Genomic DNA, 17901 nt, shown 5'->3' on the forward strand with positions numbered 1-17901 from the left:
CGCCCGTCGACGAACCAGGACAAGGCGGCACTAAAGGACAACTGTTCGAGTGCCGAAGGGGCTGGTCCGGCCGGGCGCCACCCCGGGTTACGGCCCCGACGTCAGAGTTGCGTAACACCCCGTGGGGAACGGGAAGTTGACGCCGGGACCTCACCCTCCGTCCGGCGTCAGCCGGCGGCGGCCGCGTCGCACTCCTGGCCGCGCAGCCCGCGCGCCAGGTCGTCCCGGGCCTCCAGGACCAGGCGGCGCAGCGCCGGGGCCGCGTCCTCGTGGGCCGTCAGCCATGCGTCCGTCGCCGCCAGCGTGGCCTGCGACGCCTGGAGCGACGGGTACAGACCCCGCACCACGTCCATGCCGATCTGGATGGACCGCTCGGCCCACACCCGCTCGATCACCGCGAAGTACTTCTCCGTGTACGGCGCGAGCAGCTCCCGCTGGGAGGGCTGCGCGAACCCCGCGATCGTCGCCTCCACCAGCGCGTTGGACAGCGCGTCGGACTCGACCACCTGCTCCCACGCCCGCGCCTTGACCTCCGCCGAGGGCCGCGCGGCCAGGCAGCGCACCTCGTGCCGCTTGCCGGACGCGGTGTCGTCCCGGGCGAGTTCCGCCGCGAGCGCCGCCTCGTCCACGGCGCCGTGCGCGGTCAGCGGCTCCAGGAACGTCCAGCGCAGCTCCTGGTCCACCTCCAGGCCGTCGATCTTCTCGGTGTCCTCCAGCAGTCCGCGCAGCACGGCGAGGTCCGCCTCCCCGGCGGCCACCGCAGCGAAGAACCGGGCCCAGGTCAGCTGGTGCTGGCTGCCCGGCTCGGCGGCCCGCAGCTCGCGCAGCGCGCCCTCGGACAGCAGCCGGGCGCCCGTCCCGCGCCACTCGGGGGCGGCGTAGTGCGTCAGCGCGGACTCGGCCCACGCGTGCAGCATCTGGAGCACGCCGATGTCGGACTCCCGGCCCGCGAACCGCAGCACCAGGTCGACGAAGTCCCGCGCGGGCAGCAGCGCGTCCCGCGTCAGGTTCCACAGCGCCGACCAGCACAGCGCCCGCGCCAGCGGATCGGTGAGGTCGCCGAGCCGGCCGCGCAGCGTGGCCAGCGAGGTCTCGTCGAAGCGGATCTTGCAGTACGTCAGGTCGTCGTCGTTGACCAACACCAGGTCCGGCGCCTGTTCGCCCGCCAGTTCGGCGACGACCGTACGCGGCCCGGCGACGTCCGCCTCGGCGCGCGCGTACCGCACGAGCGCCCCGTCCTCGCTGCGGTAGAGGCCCACCGCCACCCGGTGCGGGCGGACGGTGGGGTGCGACTCCGCCGCCTCCTGGACGACGGCCAGCTCCTCCACCCGGCCGTCGGTGCTCAGCAGCACCTGCGGGGTCAGGGAGTTGACGCCTGCCGTCTCCAGCCAGGCGCGCGACCACGCGGCCATGTCCCGTCCGCTGGTCTCCTCCAGGACCGCCAGCAGGTCACCGAGGCGGGTGTTGCCGTACGCGTGCCGCTTGAAGTAGCGCCGGGCGCCCTCAAGGAAGGCGTCCTGGCCCACGTAGGCGACGAGCTGCTTGAGCACGGAGGCGCCCTTGGCGTACGTGATCCCGTCGAAGTTGAGCTTGGCGTCCTCCAGGTCGCGGATGTCCGCCGTGATGGGGTGCGTGGAGGGGAGTTGGTCGGCGCGGTACGCCCAGGCCTTGCGGCGGTTGGCGAAGGTGATCCAGGCGTCCTTGAACCGGGTCGCGCCGACGTTGGCGAACGCGCCCATGAAGTCGGCGAAGGACTCCTTCAGCCACAGGTCGTCCCACCACTCCATGGTGACGAGGTCGCCGAACCACATGTGCGCCATCTCGTGCAGGATCGTGTTGGCGCGGGCCTCGTACGACGCCCGGGTCACCTTCCCGCGGAAGATGTACTCCTCGCGGAAGGTCACGAGCCCCGGGTTCTCCATCGCCCCCAGGTTGTACTCGGGCACGAACGCCTGGTCGTACTTGCCGAACGGGTACGGGTGGTCGAAGCGGTCGTGGAAGAAGTCCAGGCCCTGCTTGGTGATCAGGAAGACGTCGTCCGCGTCGAAGTGCTTGGCGAGCCCCTTGCGGCACAGCGCGCCGAGCGGGATCTCCAGCCGTGTGCCGTCCTCGAACGTCCGCTCGTAGTGGTCCGTCACGTAGTGGTACGGGCCCGCGACGACGCACGTGATGTACGTCGAGACCGGCTTCGTCTCGGCGAAGCGCCACACGCCGTCGCGCTGCTCGCCGACGCCGTTGCTCCACACCGTCCAGCCCTCCGGGGCCCGCACCTCGAACCGGAACGGGGCCTTCAGGTCGGGCTGTTCGAAGTTGGTGAAGACACGGCGGGAGTCGGCCGGTTCGTACTGCGTGTAGAGGTAGACCTCGCCGTCCTCCGGGTCGACGAAGCGGTGCATGCCCTCGCCCGTGCGGGAGTAGGCGCACTGCGCGTCCACCACCAGTTCGTTCTCCGCGGCCAGGTCCTCCAGGCGGATCCGGGCGCCGTCGAAGACCTCGCCGGGGTCCAGGTCGCGGCCGTTGAGCGAGAGCGCGGTGACGCTCGGGGCGACGAGGTCCGCGAAGCTCGCGGCGCCCGGCTCGGCGCAGCGGAAGCGGATCGTGGTGACCGAACGGAATGTGCGCGGCCCGTCGGCCGGGGCGTCGCCCACCGCCGAGCGCAGGTCGAGCGACACGTCGTACCCGTCGACGGACAGCAGTGCGGCCCGCTCCCGGGCCTCGTCGCGGGACAGGTTCTCACCGGGCACGGGCGGCACTCCCTCGGTATGTCGGAAAAGGGTCCGGCGCTCCGTCTCGGATGCCGGACACACACGTACAGGACCGATCCTGCCATGTGCCCCTGACATCGGGCACAGGGGAATGTCCGGCACCTCCCGCCATGTTGCGCCAAAGCAGACCGCCGACTCCCCACCGGACCGCCCCCCGCGGTCCGCTCGGCACCCCGTGTACGGCATCCGGCCGTACGACCGCTCCCGAGGAGACGCATGTCCGAGACGCACGAGACGCACGCGACCGCTGACACGAGTCGGGCCGCCGAGGCGAGAGTGACCACGGCGGCCGGTGCGGCCGCCGGGACCGGTGATTCCTCCGGGAAGGTCCCGGTCGACTTCTGGTTCGATCCGCTGTGCCCTTGGGCGTGGATGACCTCCCGCTGGGTCCTGGAGGTCGAGAAGATCCGCGACATCGAGGTCCGCTGGCACGTCATGAGCCTCGCGGTGCTCAACGAGAACAAGCTCGACACGCTGGACGCCGGCTACCGCGAGACGATGACCACCCGCGCCTGGCTGCCGGTGCGGGTCGTCACCGCGGCCTGGCAGAAGCACGGCGCCGAGGTGCTCGGCCCGCTCTACACCGCACTCGGCACCCGCATCCACAACCGCGGCGAGGGCACCACCCGCGAGGCGATCGCCGGCGCGCTCTCCGACGCCGGGCTGCCGGCCGGGCTGATCGACTACGCCGACCAGGAGGACTTCGAGTTCGAGGCGCAGCTGCGCGCCTCGCACAAGGAGGGCATCGACAAGGTCGGCCAGGAGGTGGGCACCCCGGTGATCGCGGTCCCCGGCCCGGACGGCGAGGAGATCGCCTTCTTCGGCCCCGTGGTCACCCCCGCGCCCAAGGGCGAGGAGGCCGCGCGTCTCTGGGACGGCACCCTCGCGGTCGCCTCGGTCCCCGGCTTCTACGAGATCAAGCGCACGCGGACGAAGGGCCCGGACTTCAGCAATCTGTGACGGGACGGCGGCCCCGCGGGGCCGCGGGGCACCTCAGAGCCCCTCCGGCAGGGTCGCCCCGGTCTTCCACCGGTCCTTGCGCTGCACGCGCCGGCAGCTGCCGTGTGTGCAGCGGTAGTAGGCGGAGGGGCGGAACGGGGCCTCCTCGGGGAAGAGCGCGAGCACGGCTGTCGCGGCGGGGCCGTGCTCGTTCTCCTCGAGTTCCCTGAACCACTTCATGTCGTCCCCGGGACACGTCGGACAGTGCTTCCATGCCATGGCGTCTCTCCTGGCTCCGGGCGGCGTCGACGCGCCGCCTGTCCGGAAGCGTACGGTCGGAGGGCGCCGCGTCAGGAGCCCGGAACCGGTCCCGCCGGGGGTGCGATCCGGCATCGGCAGCCGGAAACCCCCCGGGAGTCACGTCCTCCCGGGGGGTTTCCTCTCCGCGCCTGCCCGGTGAGCGGTGAGAAGACGATCACGAGCAGGCCGCTTCAGTGTGCCGTCAGGGCGCCGGCAGCAGAACATCCGTGCGCGACTTCGCCGCCGCGTGACGCCGGGCGACGTCCTGCCAGTTCACCACCCGCCACATCGCCTCGACGAAGTCGACCTTCTGGTTGCGGTACTGCAAATAGAACGCGTGCTCCCAGGCGTCGAAGACCAGGAGCGGCGTGGCGCCCTGGCCCACGTTTCCCTGGTGGTCGTAGACCTGCTCGACGATCAGCCGCCCGCTCAGCGGCTCGTACGCGAGGACGCCCCAGCCGGAGCCCTGCGTCGTGGCCGCCGCCTTCGACAGCTGCGCCCTGAACGACGCGAACGTCCCGAACGACTCGGCGATCGCGTCCGCCAGCTCGCCCACGCCGTCCGCGGCCAGCGGCTCCCCGCCGCCGTCGCCGGTCATGTTCTGCCAGTAGATCGAGTGCAGGATGTGGCCGGAGAGGTGAAAGGCCAGGTTCTTCTCCAGGCCGTTGACCGACCCCCACTGGTCCTTCTCCCGCGCCTCGGCCAACTGCTCCAGCGTGTCGTTGGCCCCCTTCACATAGCCCGCGTGGTGCTTGTCGTGGTGCAGTTCGATGATCTCGGGGCTGATCACGGGTGCGAGGGCCGCGTAGTCGTACGGCAGTTCCGGCAGCGTGTAGACGGGCATGGCGGATCGATCCCCTCCGGCCTTTATTGCACATTACTTGCAACTGCACGCTAACAACAAGAAGCGTCGTGCGTCAGCGAGGCGAAGGGGGCGCGGCGGGTCCGGCGGCCGGACGCGGCCGGGCGGGGGCCGTTCCCGTTGGCGGCGCCGGCCTCGTTGGCGGGTCCCTACAGTCCGCCCGCGTACGCCCGGCGCGCCCGCGACGCCGTCGTCCAGGGTGAGCAGCGTCACGCCGCGGGAGGTGTGAGGCACCGCCTTTGTACGGACCCCATCAACGCCCCGTTCCCCGCTTTGTCGGACGGTGACGGTGTAGGACCGGGCATCCACCGGATAGCGTCACGGTGTCCCGAACCGTCCTCACCTCACCCGCGGAGTCCCCCATGAGCACCGCCGCTCTCACACGCCCTGGCCAGGTACTCGCCGACCTGCTCCCCTCCACCCGCGTCCGGGACGCCGCCCTCGTGGCCGGCGGCGCCGTGCTCACCGGGCTCGCCGCCCAGCTCTCCGTGCCCGTCCCCGGCTCCCCGGTGCCGGTGACCGGCCAGACCTTCGCCGCGCTCCTGGTCGGCACCTCGCTCGGCGCCGGCCGCGGCTTCCTCTCCCTCGCGCTGTACGCGCTGGCCGGCACCGTCGGCGTGCCGTGGTTCGCGGGCGGGGTCTCCGGCGCGGGCGCGCCCTCCTTCGGCTACGTCCTCGGCATGCTGCTCGCCGCCCTCGCCGTCGGCGCCCTGGCCCGCCGCGGCGGCGACCGCTCGGCGCTGCGCACCGCCGGCACGATGCTGGTGGGCGAGGCGATCATCTACGCCGTCGGCGTGCCCTACCTGGCCCTCGCGACCGGCATGTCCGCCTCCGCCGCGCTCGCGGCCGGCCTGACCCCGTTCCTGATCGGCGACGCGCTCAAGGCCGCCCTGGCGATGGGCGCGCTCCCGGCGGCCTGGCGGCTCGCCAAGCGCTGAGGCGCGGGCCGGCGCGGGCCGGCACGGGAGAGGGGCGGGAGCCGCATCCGGCGCCCGCCCCTCCCTTATGTCCTCGGCGATGCCCTCAGCGCACCCCCGCCCGGCGCCGCGCGCCCAGCCGCTCCTTCACCACCGCCACGACCAGCACCGCCGCCGCCACGAGCAGCGACAGCAGCACCGTCTCGCGCCCATCGTGCTCGGTGTCGGTCAGCATGTAGCCGAGGACGAAGACGATCAGCGCGGCCGTCGCCCAGGTCAGATACGGGTACAGCCACATCCGTACGACCAGCCGCTCCGGCGCCTCGCGCTGGATGATCCGCCGCATCCGCAACTGCGAGAAGCAGATCACCAGCCACACGAACAGCGCGACCGCGCCGGAGGAGTTGACGAGGAAGAGGAAGACCGAGTCCGGGAACTCGTAGTTGAAGAACACCGCGACGAACCCGAAGACAACCGAGGCGACGATCGCCGTCAGCGGCACGCCCCGGCGCGTGGTCCGCGCGAACGCCTTCGGCGCGTCGCCCCGCTGCCCCAGCGAGAACGCCATGCGGGAGGCGGTGTACAGGCCGGAGTTGAGGCAGGACAGCACCGAGGTCAGCACGACGACGTTCATCAGCTGCCCGGCGTGCGCGATGCCGAGCGAGTCGAGCGCGGCGACGTAACTGCCGTCGTCGGTGATCGCCTTGTCGTTCCACGGCAGCAGACAGACGACGACGAAGATCGAGCCCAGATAGAACACGGCGATCCGCCAGATGATGCTGTTGGTCGCCTTGGTCACCGCCCGCTGCGGGTCCTCGGACTCACCGGCGGCGAGCGTCGGGATCTCGCTGCCCATGAAGGAGAAGACGACCAGCAGCACCCCGGTGAGGATCGCGCCGGGCCCGTGCGGCAGGAAGCCGCCGTGATCGGTGAGGTTGCCGAGCCCCGCACGGTCGCTCTCGACCCCGGGCAGCACCCCGAAGACGGCCAGCCCGCCGACGATGATGAACACCGTGATCGCGACGACCTTGATCCCGGCGAACCAGAACTCGAACTCGCCGTAGGAGCCGACCGAGGCCAGGTTGGTCGCGGTGAGGATCACCATGACGATCAGGGCCCAGCCCCACTGCGGCACCGCGGGCATCCAGCCCGCCAGGATCGTCGCCCCCGCGGTCGCCTCGACCGCCAGGACGACCACCCAGAAGAACCAGTACAGCCAGCCGATGGAGAACCCGGCCCAGCGGCCGAGAGCCCGGTCGGCGTGGGCCGAGAACGAGCCCGAGGTCGGGTTGGCGGCGGACATCTCGCCGAGCATCCGCATCACCAGCACCACGAGCAGGCCGACGAGCCCGTACGACAGCAGGATGCCGGGGCCGGTCGCGGCGATGCCGGAGCCGGAGCCGACGAAGAGGCCGGCGCCGATGACGCCGCCGATGGCGATCATCGTGAGGTGGCGGTTCTTGAGTCCCGCCTGGAGCCCGGTGCCGGGTCCGGCGTCGGGTTTCCCGGGTTCGGGGCCGCTTCCGGGGGTCGCCAGGGTCGGCTGCGAGGTCATGCGCGTCTTCCTTTGCGCCGGGGCCGAGGGCCGGGGTGGGGGATCGGGGCCGTGGAGTGGGGCTGGGGCCGAGGAACAGGGCTGTCGTCTTCCCTCCTGGCGCGCGGATCATCCGGTGTTTCACGAGGGGTGCACGAACGCCGCACGGGCGGAACACGTGCGAGGGGTGGGACGGGTCGCCCGCCCGTGCGAGCGGCGCACGGGCCGGACCAGTGAATCCCAGGGTGATGCCATGCGGAACCTAAGTTTCGGATATTTTACATGCGTCTTACCTGGGGTTCCGTGGCGCGTCTCACAGTTTGGGTGCGCGGCACCCGGCAGGCCGGGGCGGGAGGGGCCGTGCCACACTCGGAACCATGCGCGTCTACCTCGGCTCCGATCACGCCGGTTACGAACTCAAGAACCACCTCGTCGAATGGCTCAAGGCGGCGGGGCACGAGCCCGTGGACTGCGGGCCGCACATCTACGACGCCCAGGACGACTACCCGCCGTTCTGCCTCCGCGCGGCGGAGCGCACGGCGGGCGACCCCGGCTCGCTCGGCGTGGTGATCGGCGGCTCAGGCAACGGGGAGCAGATCGCGGCGAACAAGGTGAAGGGCGTACGGGCGGCGCTGGCGTGGAGCGAGGAGACGGCGTCGTTGGGGCGGGAGCACAATGACGCGAACGTGGTGGCGGTGGGGGCGCGGATGCACACGCGCGAGGAGGCGGTGAAGTTCGTCGAGGTGTTCCTCGCGACGCCGTTCTCCGGCGACGCGCGGCACGTCCGACGCATCGAGATGCTGTCGGGCTACGAGACGACGGGGGAGCTCCCCCCGATCCCCCCGCACCACCCGCAGGCCTGACGGAGGGGGTGCCGGGGGAGTTTCTCGCCCCCGCCGCCCTTACCCTTCCCATCCCTTCAAGGGGCTCCGCCCCTTGGACCCCGTACGGGGCTTCGCCCCGTTGCGCAGTTCCCCGCGCCCCTAAAAAAGCCGGGGGGCGTCCCCTGCCTTTTAAGGGGCGCGGGGAACTGCGCGATCAACCACGACCCACCCGCACCTCGCCCACGAACCGCAACCCCCCGAGCTGTTCGCAGAACACCCCGCACCCGCCGGAGGCGCCCCGTGCCGGAAGGGCACACCATTCACCGCCTGGCGCAGGACTACGCCCGCTTCACCGGCGGAGCCGCCCGCGGAGCCCTCCGCGTCAGCAGCCCGCAGGGCAAGTTCGCCGACGCCGCCGCCCTCCTCGACCGCACCGCGCTCACCGCCACCGAGGCCCACGGCAAACACCTCTTCCTCGGCTTCGCCGCGACCGGCTGGGTCCACATCCACCTCGGCCTCTTCGGCAAGGTCGCCTTCGGCGACGCCCCCGCGCCCCCGCCCACCGACACCGTCCGCCTCCGCCTCGCCGACGACACCGGCTACGTCGACCTCCGCGGCCCCACCACCTGCGCCCTGATCACCGACCCCGAGAAGCAGGCGATACACGCACGCCTCGGCCCCGACCCGCTGCGCGCCGACGCCGACCCCGACGCCGCGTACCGCCGTATCTCCCGCAGCCGCACCACGATCGCCGCGCTGCTCATGGACCAGAAGATCGTCGCGGGCGTCGGCAACGTCTACCGCGCCGAGGTCCTCTTCCGGCACGGCATCGACCCCTACCGCCCCGGCCGCGACCTCACCCCCGCCGAGTGGGACGCGATCTGGGCCGACCTCGTCGAGCTGATGCACGAGGGCGTCCGCCTCAACCGCATCGACACCGTGCGCCCCGCCCACACCCCCGAGGCGATGGGCCGCCCGCCGCGCGTCGACGACCACGGCGGCGAGGTGTACGTCTACCGCCGGGCCAACCTGCCCTGCCACCTCTGCGGCACCCCCGTCCGCACCGCGGGCCTCGCGGGCCGCAACCTCTTCTGGTGCCCCACCTGCCAGACCGCCCGGTAAAACCGTCCGGCCGGAGATGTCGGCACGGCCCGGTCCGCGCACGCCGCCCCAACTCCCGTGCGTACAGCACATGATCGACCGTCCCCGCCCCGCCTATCGGGGCAATCCGGTACGCATGCGGCCGTATCACTCACCGTACGGGCCCCCATACCCTGTGAAGTTGAGCGCTCGCACGGGGGACAAGTGGTACCTCCCGTGCCAAGCACCTGGTCCGATGGATAGGGTCCCGAGCAATGGCATCAGGACGAGAGCGGCGAGCGGAAGCCGAGACGTTCCCGGCCCGGGTGAGGAAACAGTGGCACCGGGCCCGCGTCGGGCTGCGCCGATCCGCCGTGGACTACTTCCGCGGCGACGGCTCCGACTGGATCGCCCTCGTCGGTCTGATGCTCACCGTGCCCGTCATCGCGGCGACGACGATGGCCAACTCCGTCTGGTGCTCACCGGCCGTCCTCGTCCTGCCGATCGTCGCCGGCGGCCTGCTGCTGCGGCCCTCCAGCCTGCTCGCGCTGTACGCGGCCGCCGCCACCGCGCTGATCGTCGAGTCCGTCCAGCTCGGCCCGTACACCCAGGGCCCCTCCCGGGTCACCCCCGGCGTGGTCCTCGTGGTCGCCGCCTGCGGCTTCTTCGGGCTGCTGATCGCGCAGTTCCGCAGCCGGGTCGGCGTGCCCTGGCGGCGCGGCGGCACCATGCTGTTCGACCTGCGCGAGCGCATCCGGGTGCAGAGCAAGCTGCCGAAGCTGCCGATGGGCTGGCACCGCGAGATGGCGCTGCGCCCGGCCGGCGGGCAGTCCTTCTCCGGTGACTTCGTGGTCGCGGCCCGCACCAACGGGGGCCGCACCCTGGAGGTCGTCCTCACCGACGTCTCCGGCAAGGGCATGGACGCCGGCTCGCGCGCGCTGCTGCTGTCCGGCGCGTTCGGCGGCCTCCTCGGCTCCCTGCCGCCGCACGCCTTCCTGCCCGCCGCCAACGGCTATCTCCTGCGCCAGGACTGGGAGGAGGGGTTCGCGACCTCCATCCACCTCGTGCTCGACCTCGACTCCGGGGACTACGAGCTGTACTCCGCCGGGCATCCGCCGGGCCTCCAGCTCAGCGCGGGCAGCGGCCGCTGGGAGCAGAAGTCCGCGGAGGGCCCGCTGCTCGGTGTGTACGACGGGGCGCAGTTCGACTCCGTGAAGGGCTCGCTGCGCCCCGGGGACGTGCTGATGCTGTTCACCGACGGCCTGGTGGAGACGGCGGAACGGGACATCGTCGAGGGCATGGACCGCCTCACCGGCGAGGCCGACCGCTATGTCGCGGGCGGTTTCCGCGGGGCGGCCTGGCATCTGATCGAGGCCGTCGCCAAGGACGTCAACGACGACCGGGCACTGCTGCTGATCTGCCGCGAGGGCCCGACGGCCCCGTCCCACTGACCGTTCTTCCCACCGGCTGCCTCACCAACCCGGATTGCACCAGCAATCGCGGAGTTGATAGAGATGACTGCGCGCACGGCACGCACAGCACGCCAGGCAACGGGCCGGGACGGGGGTCGAGGTCGCGGTGATCAACCCAGCACAGATTCCGCAGTTCACGGGTGATCTGACGCAGCTGGAGAAGGACTACGGGGATCTGAAGACGGACGCGTCGCACGTCCGCTCGACGGGTGCCGGCGTCCACTCCCAGTTTCAGGGGCTGTCGGCGTACTACACGGCTCCGGAGGCGGAGCAGCTCTTCGCGACGACGAAGCCGGTGAAGGACCGCGCTGACGACTTCGCGACGGACCTGGAGACGGTGTCGTCCGCGCTGTCCTCGTATGCCACGGAGATCCGCCCGCTGGCCTCGAAGCTGGCGGAGCTGAAGACCAAGGCGACGACCTTCGTCAACTCCGTGAAGGACGACGACGACTGGCAGTACGACGAGGACAAGGTCGACGAGCACAACGGCATCCGGGACGACATCACGGCGACGGTCGCGGCGTTCTGGGCGGCGGAGCGGACCTGCCACAACAAGATCACGGCGATCTTCGGCGGCACGCAGATGGTCGCAGGGGACGGTTCGGACCGCAAGGACCAGTACGGGTTCAACGCGGACGACATGAAGAACGCGAAGCTGCCGTGGGGCGACCCGGTGGAGGAGAAGCACCACGTCTGGGAAGTGGGCCACTGGATCAAGTCCTTCGTGTGGGACGGGCTGATCGTCGACGGCGTCTGGGGCACGATCAAGGGCCTGGGCACGTTGGTCGGCTTCGGCGGCTGGGACGCGATGGGCCAGGCGTGGAAGGGCCTGGCGCAACTGGCCACGGGGCTGGCGATCGCCTCGATCCCCGGTGTGGGCACGGCGTTCTGGGCCCTGCCCGACGACAAGCTGCCCGCCTGGATCCGCGACTCCCGCACGGCGGTGAAGGAGACGGGCAAGGCGCTGGTGGCGTGGGACGAGTGGGGCAAGAACCCCGCGCGGGCGGCGGGCGCGGTCACGTTCAACGTCGTGACGACGGTCTTCACGGGCGGCGCGGGTGCGGCGGCGTCGGGCGCGGGCAAGGCGGGCGCGATCGCCAAGGCGCTGTCGGTGGCCGGCAAGGCGGGCAAGGTCATCGACCCGATGACGTACGTCATGAAGGGCGCGGGGGCCGGCCTGTCGAAGATCGGTGATGTCACCAAGGCGCTGAAGGGCGTCGGCAAGATCGACATCCCGACCCTCCCCGACGGCTCCTTCCACCTCCCCGACGGCTCTTTCCCTCTCCCCGACGGCTCGGTCCACCTTCCCGACGGCCGCATCCTGGACCCCCAGGGCCACCTCACGACCCCCGAGGGCGTCGTGGACCCCACCCCCATCCCCCACGAGCCCGCCCCGGGCCTCCCGGCAAGCTGGACGCTCCCCGGCGGCCAACACCCGGTCTACGCGGCGGCCCACAGCCCCGGCGACACCCTGACCCATACGGCCGACACCCTGCACCAGTCGGCGCACGGCCACGGGCCGGGTCCGACACCGCACGGCCACGGCCCGGGTCCGACGTCGTACGAGCACACAACGACGCACGCACCGCCGCACGAGACACCGGGCGCCACCACGCACCCCGCCCACGAGACACCGGGCGCCCCACACGACGGCGCGCACGGCGGCGACCACCCGCACGACGGGGCGCACGGCGGCGACCACGACGGGGCGGGCCACCCGGACGACGCGGCGCACACGGGCGACCACGCGACCCCGGCCCACGCGGTCGCGGACGCCACGACCCACCACGTCCCGGACGGCCCGGGGCCGACGGGCCACGCGGACCCGAACGCGCCGGGGGGACACGGCGGGCCGGGAGAACCGTTCGAGTACAAGCCGTCCATGTCACCGGCCGATTTCAACCGGCTGACCGATGACGAGAAACACGCTGTCGCCGCCGCCGAACTCTCGGACGGCACGGTCCCGTTCCGTGACGACGTCGCGGCTATTGCTTACGGCCGGGACTACTGGAACGACTACGTCGACCAGTTGGATCCGTCCGCGAAGCAGGCCCTGACGGACTACACCGGTGAGGGTTTCCCCTCGTACCACGACATGAACGGTTACCTCAGAGGGACCGGAGGATACGGACCCCATCCGGACACTTTGAACGCCATCAACGAGGTCGACAGGGTGTTGTCGACCCGGCCTGTGCCCGAGGACCTCATGGTGGTCCGCGGCAGCGGGCTCGATCACCTCGGCGTCGATTCGCCTGGTGACATGATCGGCAACACTTACGGGGACAAGGGTTACACGTCGACCTCGCTCGGCAACCATCCGGTGGGTGCGTTCAAAACCAAACCGGCGATTCTGCACCTGCGTGTTCCGAAGGGAACACCGGCACTCTGGCTCGAGAGAGTCAGCGAATTCGACGTGTCCGAGCGAGAACTACTCCTCGCGCGCGGCAGTGAGTACAAGGTGACCCGCGCCTTCATGGACTCGGCGGGCAAGTGGCAGGTCTACGGGGAATTGCTGCCGAGGACCTGAAGAAGAAAGGATCACGCCTCCCATGAACAGCGAACGACCGGAGCCACGCGTCAATCCGCGTCTGGACGAGGACCTGCGCTTCGAGAAAAAGCCGGGCGGGCCGCCGCGCTACAAATCAACGACCGACAAGCCGGTTCAGTACCTCACGGTCGTCGACGACAAGGGCGCGGTGATCGGCTATGCATGGGCCGGTGACGCCGACGACGCGGCGGGCTGGGTGACAAGGAAGGCCGGTGGCCCTCCGGCTCACAACGAAGGGGTTCTGTGGAGCACCTGCTTCCACGACGCCAAGGAGCGCGGTCTCCGGCCCATGGAGGCGCTGAACGAACTCATTCGCGGCGCGGGAGCCGGTGGTATCGGCAAGATCCTCCCCGGCTCCCTCAGTGACGCTCCGAACGCCGCTGCCGTCAAGGCATTGGCCGATCGGTAATGAACCGCCCCGTCAACCCCCGTTTCGACGACGACGTGTGGTTCGTCGAGAGCCCGGGTGGCCCGCCGCGCTACCGATACCGGACCGAGGAGCCGGTGCGGTACTTCACGGTCGTGGACAAGGAGGGCGGCGCGGTCCTCGGCTACGTGTGGGCGGGAGACGAGGACGACGCCGCCGCCTACGAGCCGAGGCGGGCCGCCGGGCCGCGCGGAGTGAACGCGGGGGGCCACTGGGTCCGCCGGCTGCGCGCGGCCAGGGAGCGGGCGCTGCGGCCGTCCGAGGCGCTCGCCGAGCTGTACGCCGACCCGGAACCGGGCGGCAAGGGGCGTCCCCTGCCGGGCTCCCTCGCGGACGCGCCGCACGCCGCGGCCGTCAAGGCATTGGCGGGGCAGCGGTGAAACACCCCGTCAACCCGCGCTTCGACGAGGACGTGCATTTCAACCTCGTGTCGCCCGGGCCGCCCCGGTACCGGACGCACAGTGACAAGCCGGTGCGGTACTTCGCGGTGGTCGACAAGCAGGGCGGGGCGGTGCTCGGTTACGTGTGGGGCGCCGTTGAGGACGACGCCGCCGCATGGGAACCGCGGCAGGCTGCTGGGCCTCGCGCCTTGTCCGAGGGCGGCTTCTGGCACGCCCGGCTCACCGAGGCCAAGGGGCGAGGCGTTCCGCCGTCGCAGGCGCTCGCGGAGATGCTGGCCGCGCCGGAGGGCAGGAAGGGGCGGGCTGTGCCGGAGTCCCTGACCGATGCCCCCGACGCCGACGCCGTCAAGGCGCTCGCCGCTCAGGACTGACCCCGGGCTGTACTGCCCGGTGACCCATGGCTTATGTTGCGGGGGCAAAGTGAGGGGGAGCCATGCCGTACGCGGGGGACCGGCGCAGGCGCACGGAGCCGGGGAGGTACGCGCTGCGCGCCGGCGCGCCACCCGGCGTCCGGACGGCCGGGGCCACGGCCTGCGCCGGCCCCACCCGGCACGCCGCCCTCCCCGAGCCCGCCGCCCACCGGCTCACCGCCCCGCACCGACACCCCCGCCCCACCGCGGGTGACTGACGAGACGACACGGGACGACGACTGATGGCACGGGACTACGACAGCCAGTTGCTGGAGTCGGTGGCGGTGCGCCGGCGCCGGATGCGGGACGCGCTGCTGTTCGGCGCGCAGCGCGGCCGGCGCACGGTGGACGAGCGGCTCGGCAAGGTCTTCGCGGGCATCGCCATCGCCGCCGTGCTGTGCGCCGGGTGCGTCGGCTGGTCCTTCCTCCAGGCGACCCTGGACAAGCAGAAGGCCGAGAAGAAGAAGCAGGAACAGCAGCAGGAGCAGCTCTACAACCCGTCCGGGCAGAGCGGCTCGCCGAGCCCCGCGAAGAGCGCGGCGAAGGACGGCGAAGACGGGAAGGACGGGGGCGGACAGCAGTGAACCGGACGGGAGACGGGAAGGACACACGGGGGAATGATGGGCATGCGCACGTCACCAGCTAGCGACATGTTCACGCCATCGGCGCCCCGTGGCCGAAACGACACGATGATAGGTTCCCGCACGTGGTGAGCACAGCAACGACGTCCCGGGCCCAGCTCAGCCGGGTCACCCTGGTCGGCGAGCGACGGCGAGCCGACATCGTTCTGCCGTCGGACACCCCGATCGGCCAACTGCTGCCCGACATCCTCCAGTTGCTCGACGACCGGGCCGCCTCCCGGCCCATGACCCGGCAGCTGATCACGTCCGACGGCTCGGTCCTGCCGCACGACGCCACGCTCTCCTCCGAGGGCGTCCCCGACGGCGCCGTACTGCAACTCGTGCGCGCGCACGCCGCACCGCCCGCGCCCGTCGTGCACGACGTCACCGACCAGGTCGCCGACGACCTCGACCTGCGCGGCTGGCGCTGGCGCCCCGCCGCCCGGCGGGCCACCGCCGGCACCGCGACGGTCGCCTTCGCGGTCGTCACCGCCGTCCTCGCGCGCCGCGAGTTCGCGCTGGACTCGCTGGCCGGCGTCCTGCTCGGCGCCACCGTCGTCTTCCTGCTCGCCGGCGCCGCCGTCGCGAAGATCGGCGAGGGCAACCAGGGCCTGGCCACCGCGCTGCTGCTCACCTCCGGCGGGCTCGGCCTGCTCGCCGCCTGGACCTTCGCCGACGCCCACGACTGGGCGGCGACCGCACGGCTCGCCGCCGTCGCGGCGGCCCTGGTGCTGGTGCTCCTGCTGCTCGCCTTCTTCTCACCGCTCGGCCGCGGCGGACTCATCGGCGCGGGCGCCGTCGCCGTCATGGCAGCCGTCTGGGAAGCCGTCGCCGCGCTCCAGGACCGCTCCGACCGGCTCGGCGCGGTGATGGCGGTCTTCTCCGTCATCCTGCTCGGCCTGCTGCCCCGGTTCGCCCTGATGGCCTCCGGGCTCACCGGGCTCGACGACAAGCGCTCCGGCGGTGTCTCCATCAGCCGCCACCAGGTGGCCAACGCGCTCGCCGCCACCCACCGCGGTCTCGCCCTCGCCACCGTCGTCACCGCCGCCTCCGCCGCGGCCGGCGGCTGGCTGCTGACCACCGCGGACAGCCCGACCCCGTGGAGCGTGGCGCTCGCCTCGCTCACCGCCGTGGTCCTGCTGTCGCGGGCCCGGGCCTTCCCGCTGGTCGCGGAGGTGGTCGCACTGTTCGCCGCCGCCGCGCTGCTCGTCGTACGGCTCACCGTGGTGTGGACGGACCACGCGGGCGGCGCCGGACCGCTCGCCGTGCTGTGCGCGGCCGCCGTGCTGCCGCTGCTCGTCCTCGCGGTGCAGCCGCCGGAGCACGTACGGGTGCGGCTGCGCCGCACGGCCGACCTGATCGAGTCCATCGGCGTCATCGGGCTGTTCCCGCTCGCCGTGGGCGTGTTCGGCATCTACGGGCAACTGCTCGACAAGTTCTGACGCGCACCGGCGCGCACGCCCGGGACAGGACGCGGGGCGCGCGGGCCAAAGGCACGGACAGAGGCAGAGGTACAGGGGAGAAGGGCGTTATGCCGAACGGCGACAACTGGCAGAGCGACGTGCTGCGCGACCTGAAGGGCGGCGCCGCGTCCGCCGGGGGCGGCGCGCAGTCCGGCGCGGGCGCGCAGCCGACGCCCGGCGCACAGCCCCCGCACGGCACCGGCGCACCCGCTCCCGGCGCGCCCGTCCCCGGCGCGCCCGGACCGGCGCCGCAGCCCCCGCAGGCCCAGCCCCCGCAGCCGTACCTCCCCCCGCAGCACCCCCAGGCGCCCTCGCACCAGCAGTCCCCGCAGGCCCAGCGGCCCCAACCCCCGCGCCCGGCACAGCGGTCCCAGCAGCCCCCGCCCCGCCCCCGCACCCCCGACTCCCGCCCCGTCGTGGAGAAGGACCTCGTCGCCGCCGGCCTCAAGCCCCGGCACGGCGAGCCCCTCACCGCCCGCGCCCTGCGCGCCGTACGCCGTACCGTGTCGTCCTCCGCCGCCCGCGAGGTGGCCCGTACCACCGCCACCGCCGAGGTGCTCCAGCAGGCGGTGACCACCGGACGGCAGATCGCGGTCACCTCCATCCGCGGCGGCGCCGGCAAGACCACGATCGCCGCGCTGCTCGGCACCACCTACGCGCACTACCGGCACGACCCCACCCTGATCATCGAGGCCGACCCCGCGCTCGGCTCGCTCCCGCTGCGGCTCGGCGCGCAGACGCTGCGCTGGACCACGGGCGACGTCGCCGGCATCGTCGAACCGCAGATGTCGCTGCTCGACGTCACCGGCTACCTCGTCCAGCTCCCGGACAACGCCTGGCTGCTGCCCGGCAGTCAGGGCCAGATCGGGGCCATGCTCGACCTGCGCTCCTACGAGAAGGTCATGGTCTCGCTGCGCCGCTACTTCGGCGTCACGGTCGTCGACTGCGAGACCCTGCCCGCCGAGGTGGCCCGCGTGGCGCTGTCCGCCGCCCAGGCGCGCATCCTCGTCACACCCGCCACCCTCGAAGGCGTCGCCAGTACGTACGCCGTCCTGGAGTGGCTGCGCGGACTGCCCCGGCACGTCATCGCCGGCACGATCGTCACCCTCACCGAGACCGTCCCGCACACCGGCCTCGACCTCGACGCGGCCACCGCCAAGCTGACCGCCACCGGCGCCGGCGTGCACGTCCTGCCCTACGACCGGCACCTCGCGGCCGGCGGCACCATCCGCACCGAGCTCCTCGCGCACGCCACCCGGCAGTCCGTCACGCAGCTGGCCGCCGACATCTTCCAGCTCTCCCAGAAGCGCCGCTGACCGAAGAAGGGGGAGGCCACGGC

At 72.1% G+C, this 17901-nt stretch carries 17 protein-coding genes; 13 read left to right on the top strand and 4 right to left on the bottom strand.

Annotated features, from left to right (window positions below):
• Positions 1-167 precede the first annotated feature (167 nt).
• Positions 168-2744, bottom strand: coding sequence for an aminopeptidase N (gene pepN, locus IO29_RS10065; RefSeq protein ID WP_030383079.1), 2577 nt, complete (start codon positions 2742-2744; stop codon positions 168-170).
• A 237-nt stretch (positions 2745-2981) separates the two neighbouring features.
• Between pepN and IO29_RS10070 the strand changes: the two genes are divergently transcribed.
• Positions 2982-3725, top strand: coding sequence for a mycothiol-dependent nitroreductase Rv2466c family protein (locus IO29_RS10070; protein WP_106969935.1), 744 nt, complete (start codon positions 2982-2984; stop codon positions 3723-3725).
• Positions 3726-3758: 33 nt separating this feature from the next.
• Here IO29_RS10070 and IO29_RS10075 read toward each other — a convergent pair whose 3' ends face one another.
• Together IO29_RS10075 and IO29_RS10080 are read right to left on the bottom strand one after the other, a co-directional pair.
• Entirely contained in the window at positions 3759-3983 is a 225-nt protein-coding gene (locus IO29_RS10075; RefSeq protein ID WP_158709398.1) for a hypothetical protein, read from the bottom strand.
• A 223-nt stretch (positions 3984-4206) separates the two neighbouring features.
• Complete coding sequence (locus IO29_RS10080; protein ID WP_030383076.1) at positions 4207-4848, bottom strand: superoxide dismutase; 642 nt, start codon at positions 4846-4848, stop codon at positions 4207-4209.
• Between the two features lie 380 nt (positions 4849-5228).
• Here IO29_RS10080 and IO29_RS10085 point away from each other — a divergent pair, with 380 nt between their 5' ends.
• Complete coding sequence (locus tag IO29_RS10085) at positions 5229-5804, top strand: biotin transporter BioY (protein ID WP_030383075.1); 576 nt, start codon at positions 5229-5231, stop codon at positions 5802-5804.
• Between the two features lie 85 nt (positions 5805-5889).
• Here the strand turns inward: IO29_RS10085 and IO29_RS10090 are convergent, their stop codons facing one another.
• Positions 5890-7338 carry an amino acid permease gene (locus IO29_RS10090; protein WP_030383074.1) on the bottom strand — a complete coding sequence of 483 codons (1449 nt, stop codon included), beginning with the start codon at positions 7336-7338 and terminating at the stop codon, positions 5890-5892.
• 356 nt (positions 7339-7694) lie between these two features.
• Between IO29_RS10090 and IO29_RS10095 the strand changes: the two genes are divergently transcribed.
• The 11 genes from IO29_RS10095 (at position 7695) to IO29_RS10145 (ending at position 17878) form a co-directional block, all read left to right on the top strand.
• Positions 7695-8180 (top strand): ribose-5-phosphate isomerase, encoded by a 486-nt coding sequence (locus IO29_RS10095; protein ID WP_030383073.1) that lies wholly within the window; start codon positions 7695-7697, stop codon positions 8178-8180.
• Between the two features lie 261 nt (positions 8181-8441).
• Positions 8442-9263: an Fpg/Nei family DNA glycosylase gene (locus IO29_RS10100; RefSeq protein WP_030383072.1), complete on the top strand. Its 822-nt coding sequence runs from the start codon at positions 8442-8444 to the stop codon at positions 9261-9263.
• Positions 9264-9496: 233 nt separating this feature from the next.
• A complete protein-coding gene (locus IO29_RS10105) occupies positions 9497-10672 on the top strand; it encodes a PP2C family protein-serine/threonine phosphatase (protein WP_030383071.1) in 1176 nt (391 codons plus the stop codon).
• A gap of 127 nt (positions 10673-10799) precedes the next feature.
• The gene (locus IO29_RS10110) at positions 10800-13220 is read left to right on the top strand and encodes an ADP-ribosyltransferase (RefSeq protein ID WP_033226805.1); all 2421 of its coding nucleotides are present in this window, start codon (positions 10800-10802) and stop codon (positions 13218-13220) included.
• Positions 13221-13242: 22 nt separating this feature from the next.
• Complete coding sequence (locus tag IO29_RS10115; protein ID WP_030383069.1) at positions 13243-13650, top strand: hypothetical protein; 408 nt, start codon at positions 13243-13245, stop codon at positions 13648-13650.
• On the top strand, positions 13650-14048 hold the full coding sequence (locus IO29_RS10120) for a hypothetical protein (RefSeq protein WP_030383068.1): 399 nt from the start codon (positions 13650-13652) through the stop codon (positions 14046-14048). Before IO29_RS10115 ends, IO29_RS10120 begins: the two co-directional genes overlap by 1 nt.
• Positions 14045-14440, top strand: a complete 396-nt coding sequence (locus IO29_RS10125) for a hypothetical protein (protein ID WP_030383067.1) — start codon at positions 14045-14047, stop codon at positions 14438-14440. Before IO29_RS10120 ends, IO29_RS10125 begins: the two co-directional genes overlap by 4 nt.
• 62 nt (positions 14441-14502) lie before the next feature.
• A complete protein-coding gene (locus IO29_RS10130; protein WP_030383066.1) occupies positions 14503-14697 on the top strand; it encodes a hypothetical protein in 195 nt (64 codons plus the stop codon).
• Between the two features lie 24 nt (positions 14698-14721).
• On the top strand, positions 14722-15063 hold the full coding sequence (locus IO29_RS10135) for a hypothetical protein (RefSeq protein WP_030383065.1): 342 nt from the start codon (positions 14722-14724) through the stop codon (positions 15061-15063).
• A gap of 122 nt (positions 15064-15185) precedes the next feature.
• Positions 15186-16541 carry a type VII secretion integral membrane protein EccD gene (gene eccD, locus IO29_RS10140; RefSeq protein WP_030383064.1) on the top strand — a complete coding sequence of 452 codons (1356 nt, stop codon included), beginning with the start codon at positions 15186-15188 and terminating at the stop codon, positions 16539-16541.
• Between the two features lie 89 nt (positions 16542-16630).
• Positions 16631-17878 (top strand): MinD/ParA family ATP-binding protein, encoded by a 1248-nt coding sequence (locus IO29_RS10145; RefSeq protein ID WP_030993990.1) that lies wholly within the window; start codon positions 16631-16633, stop codon positions 17876-17878.
• Positions 17879-17901 lie beyond the last annotated feature (23 nt).

Origin of the sequence: Streptomyces sp. NRRL F-6676 (genome assembly GCF_000725625.1) — a bacterium.
Classification (GTDB): domain Bacteria; phylum Actinomycetota; class Actinomycetes; order Streptomycetales; family Streptomycetaceae; genus Streptomyces.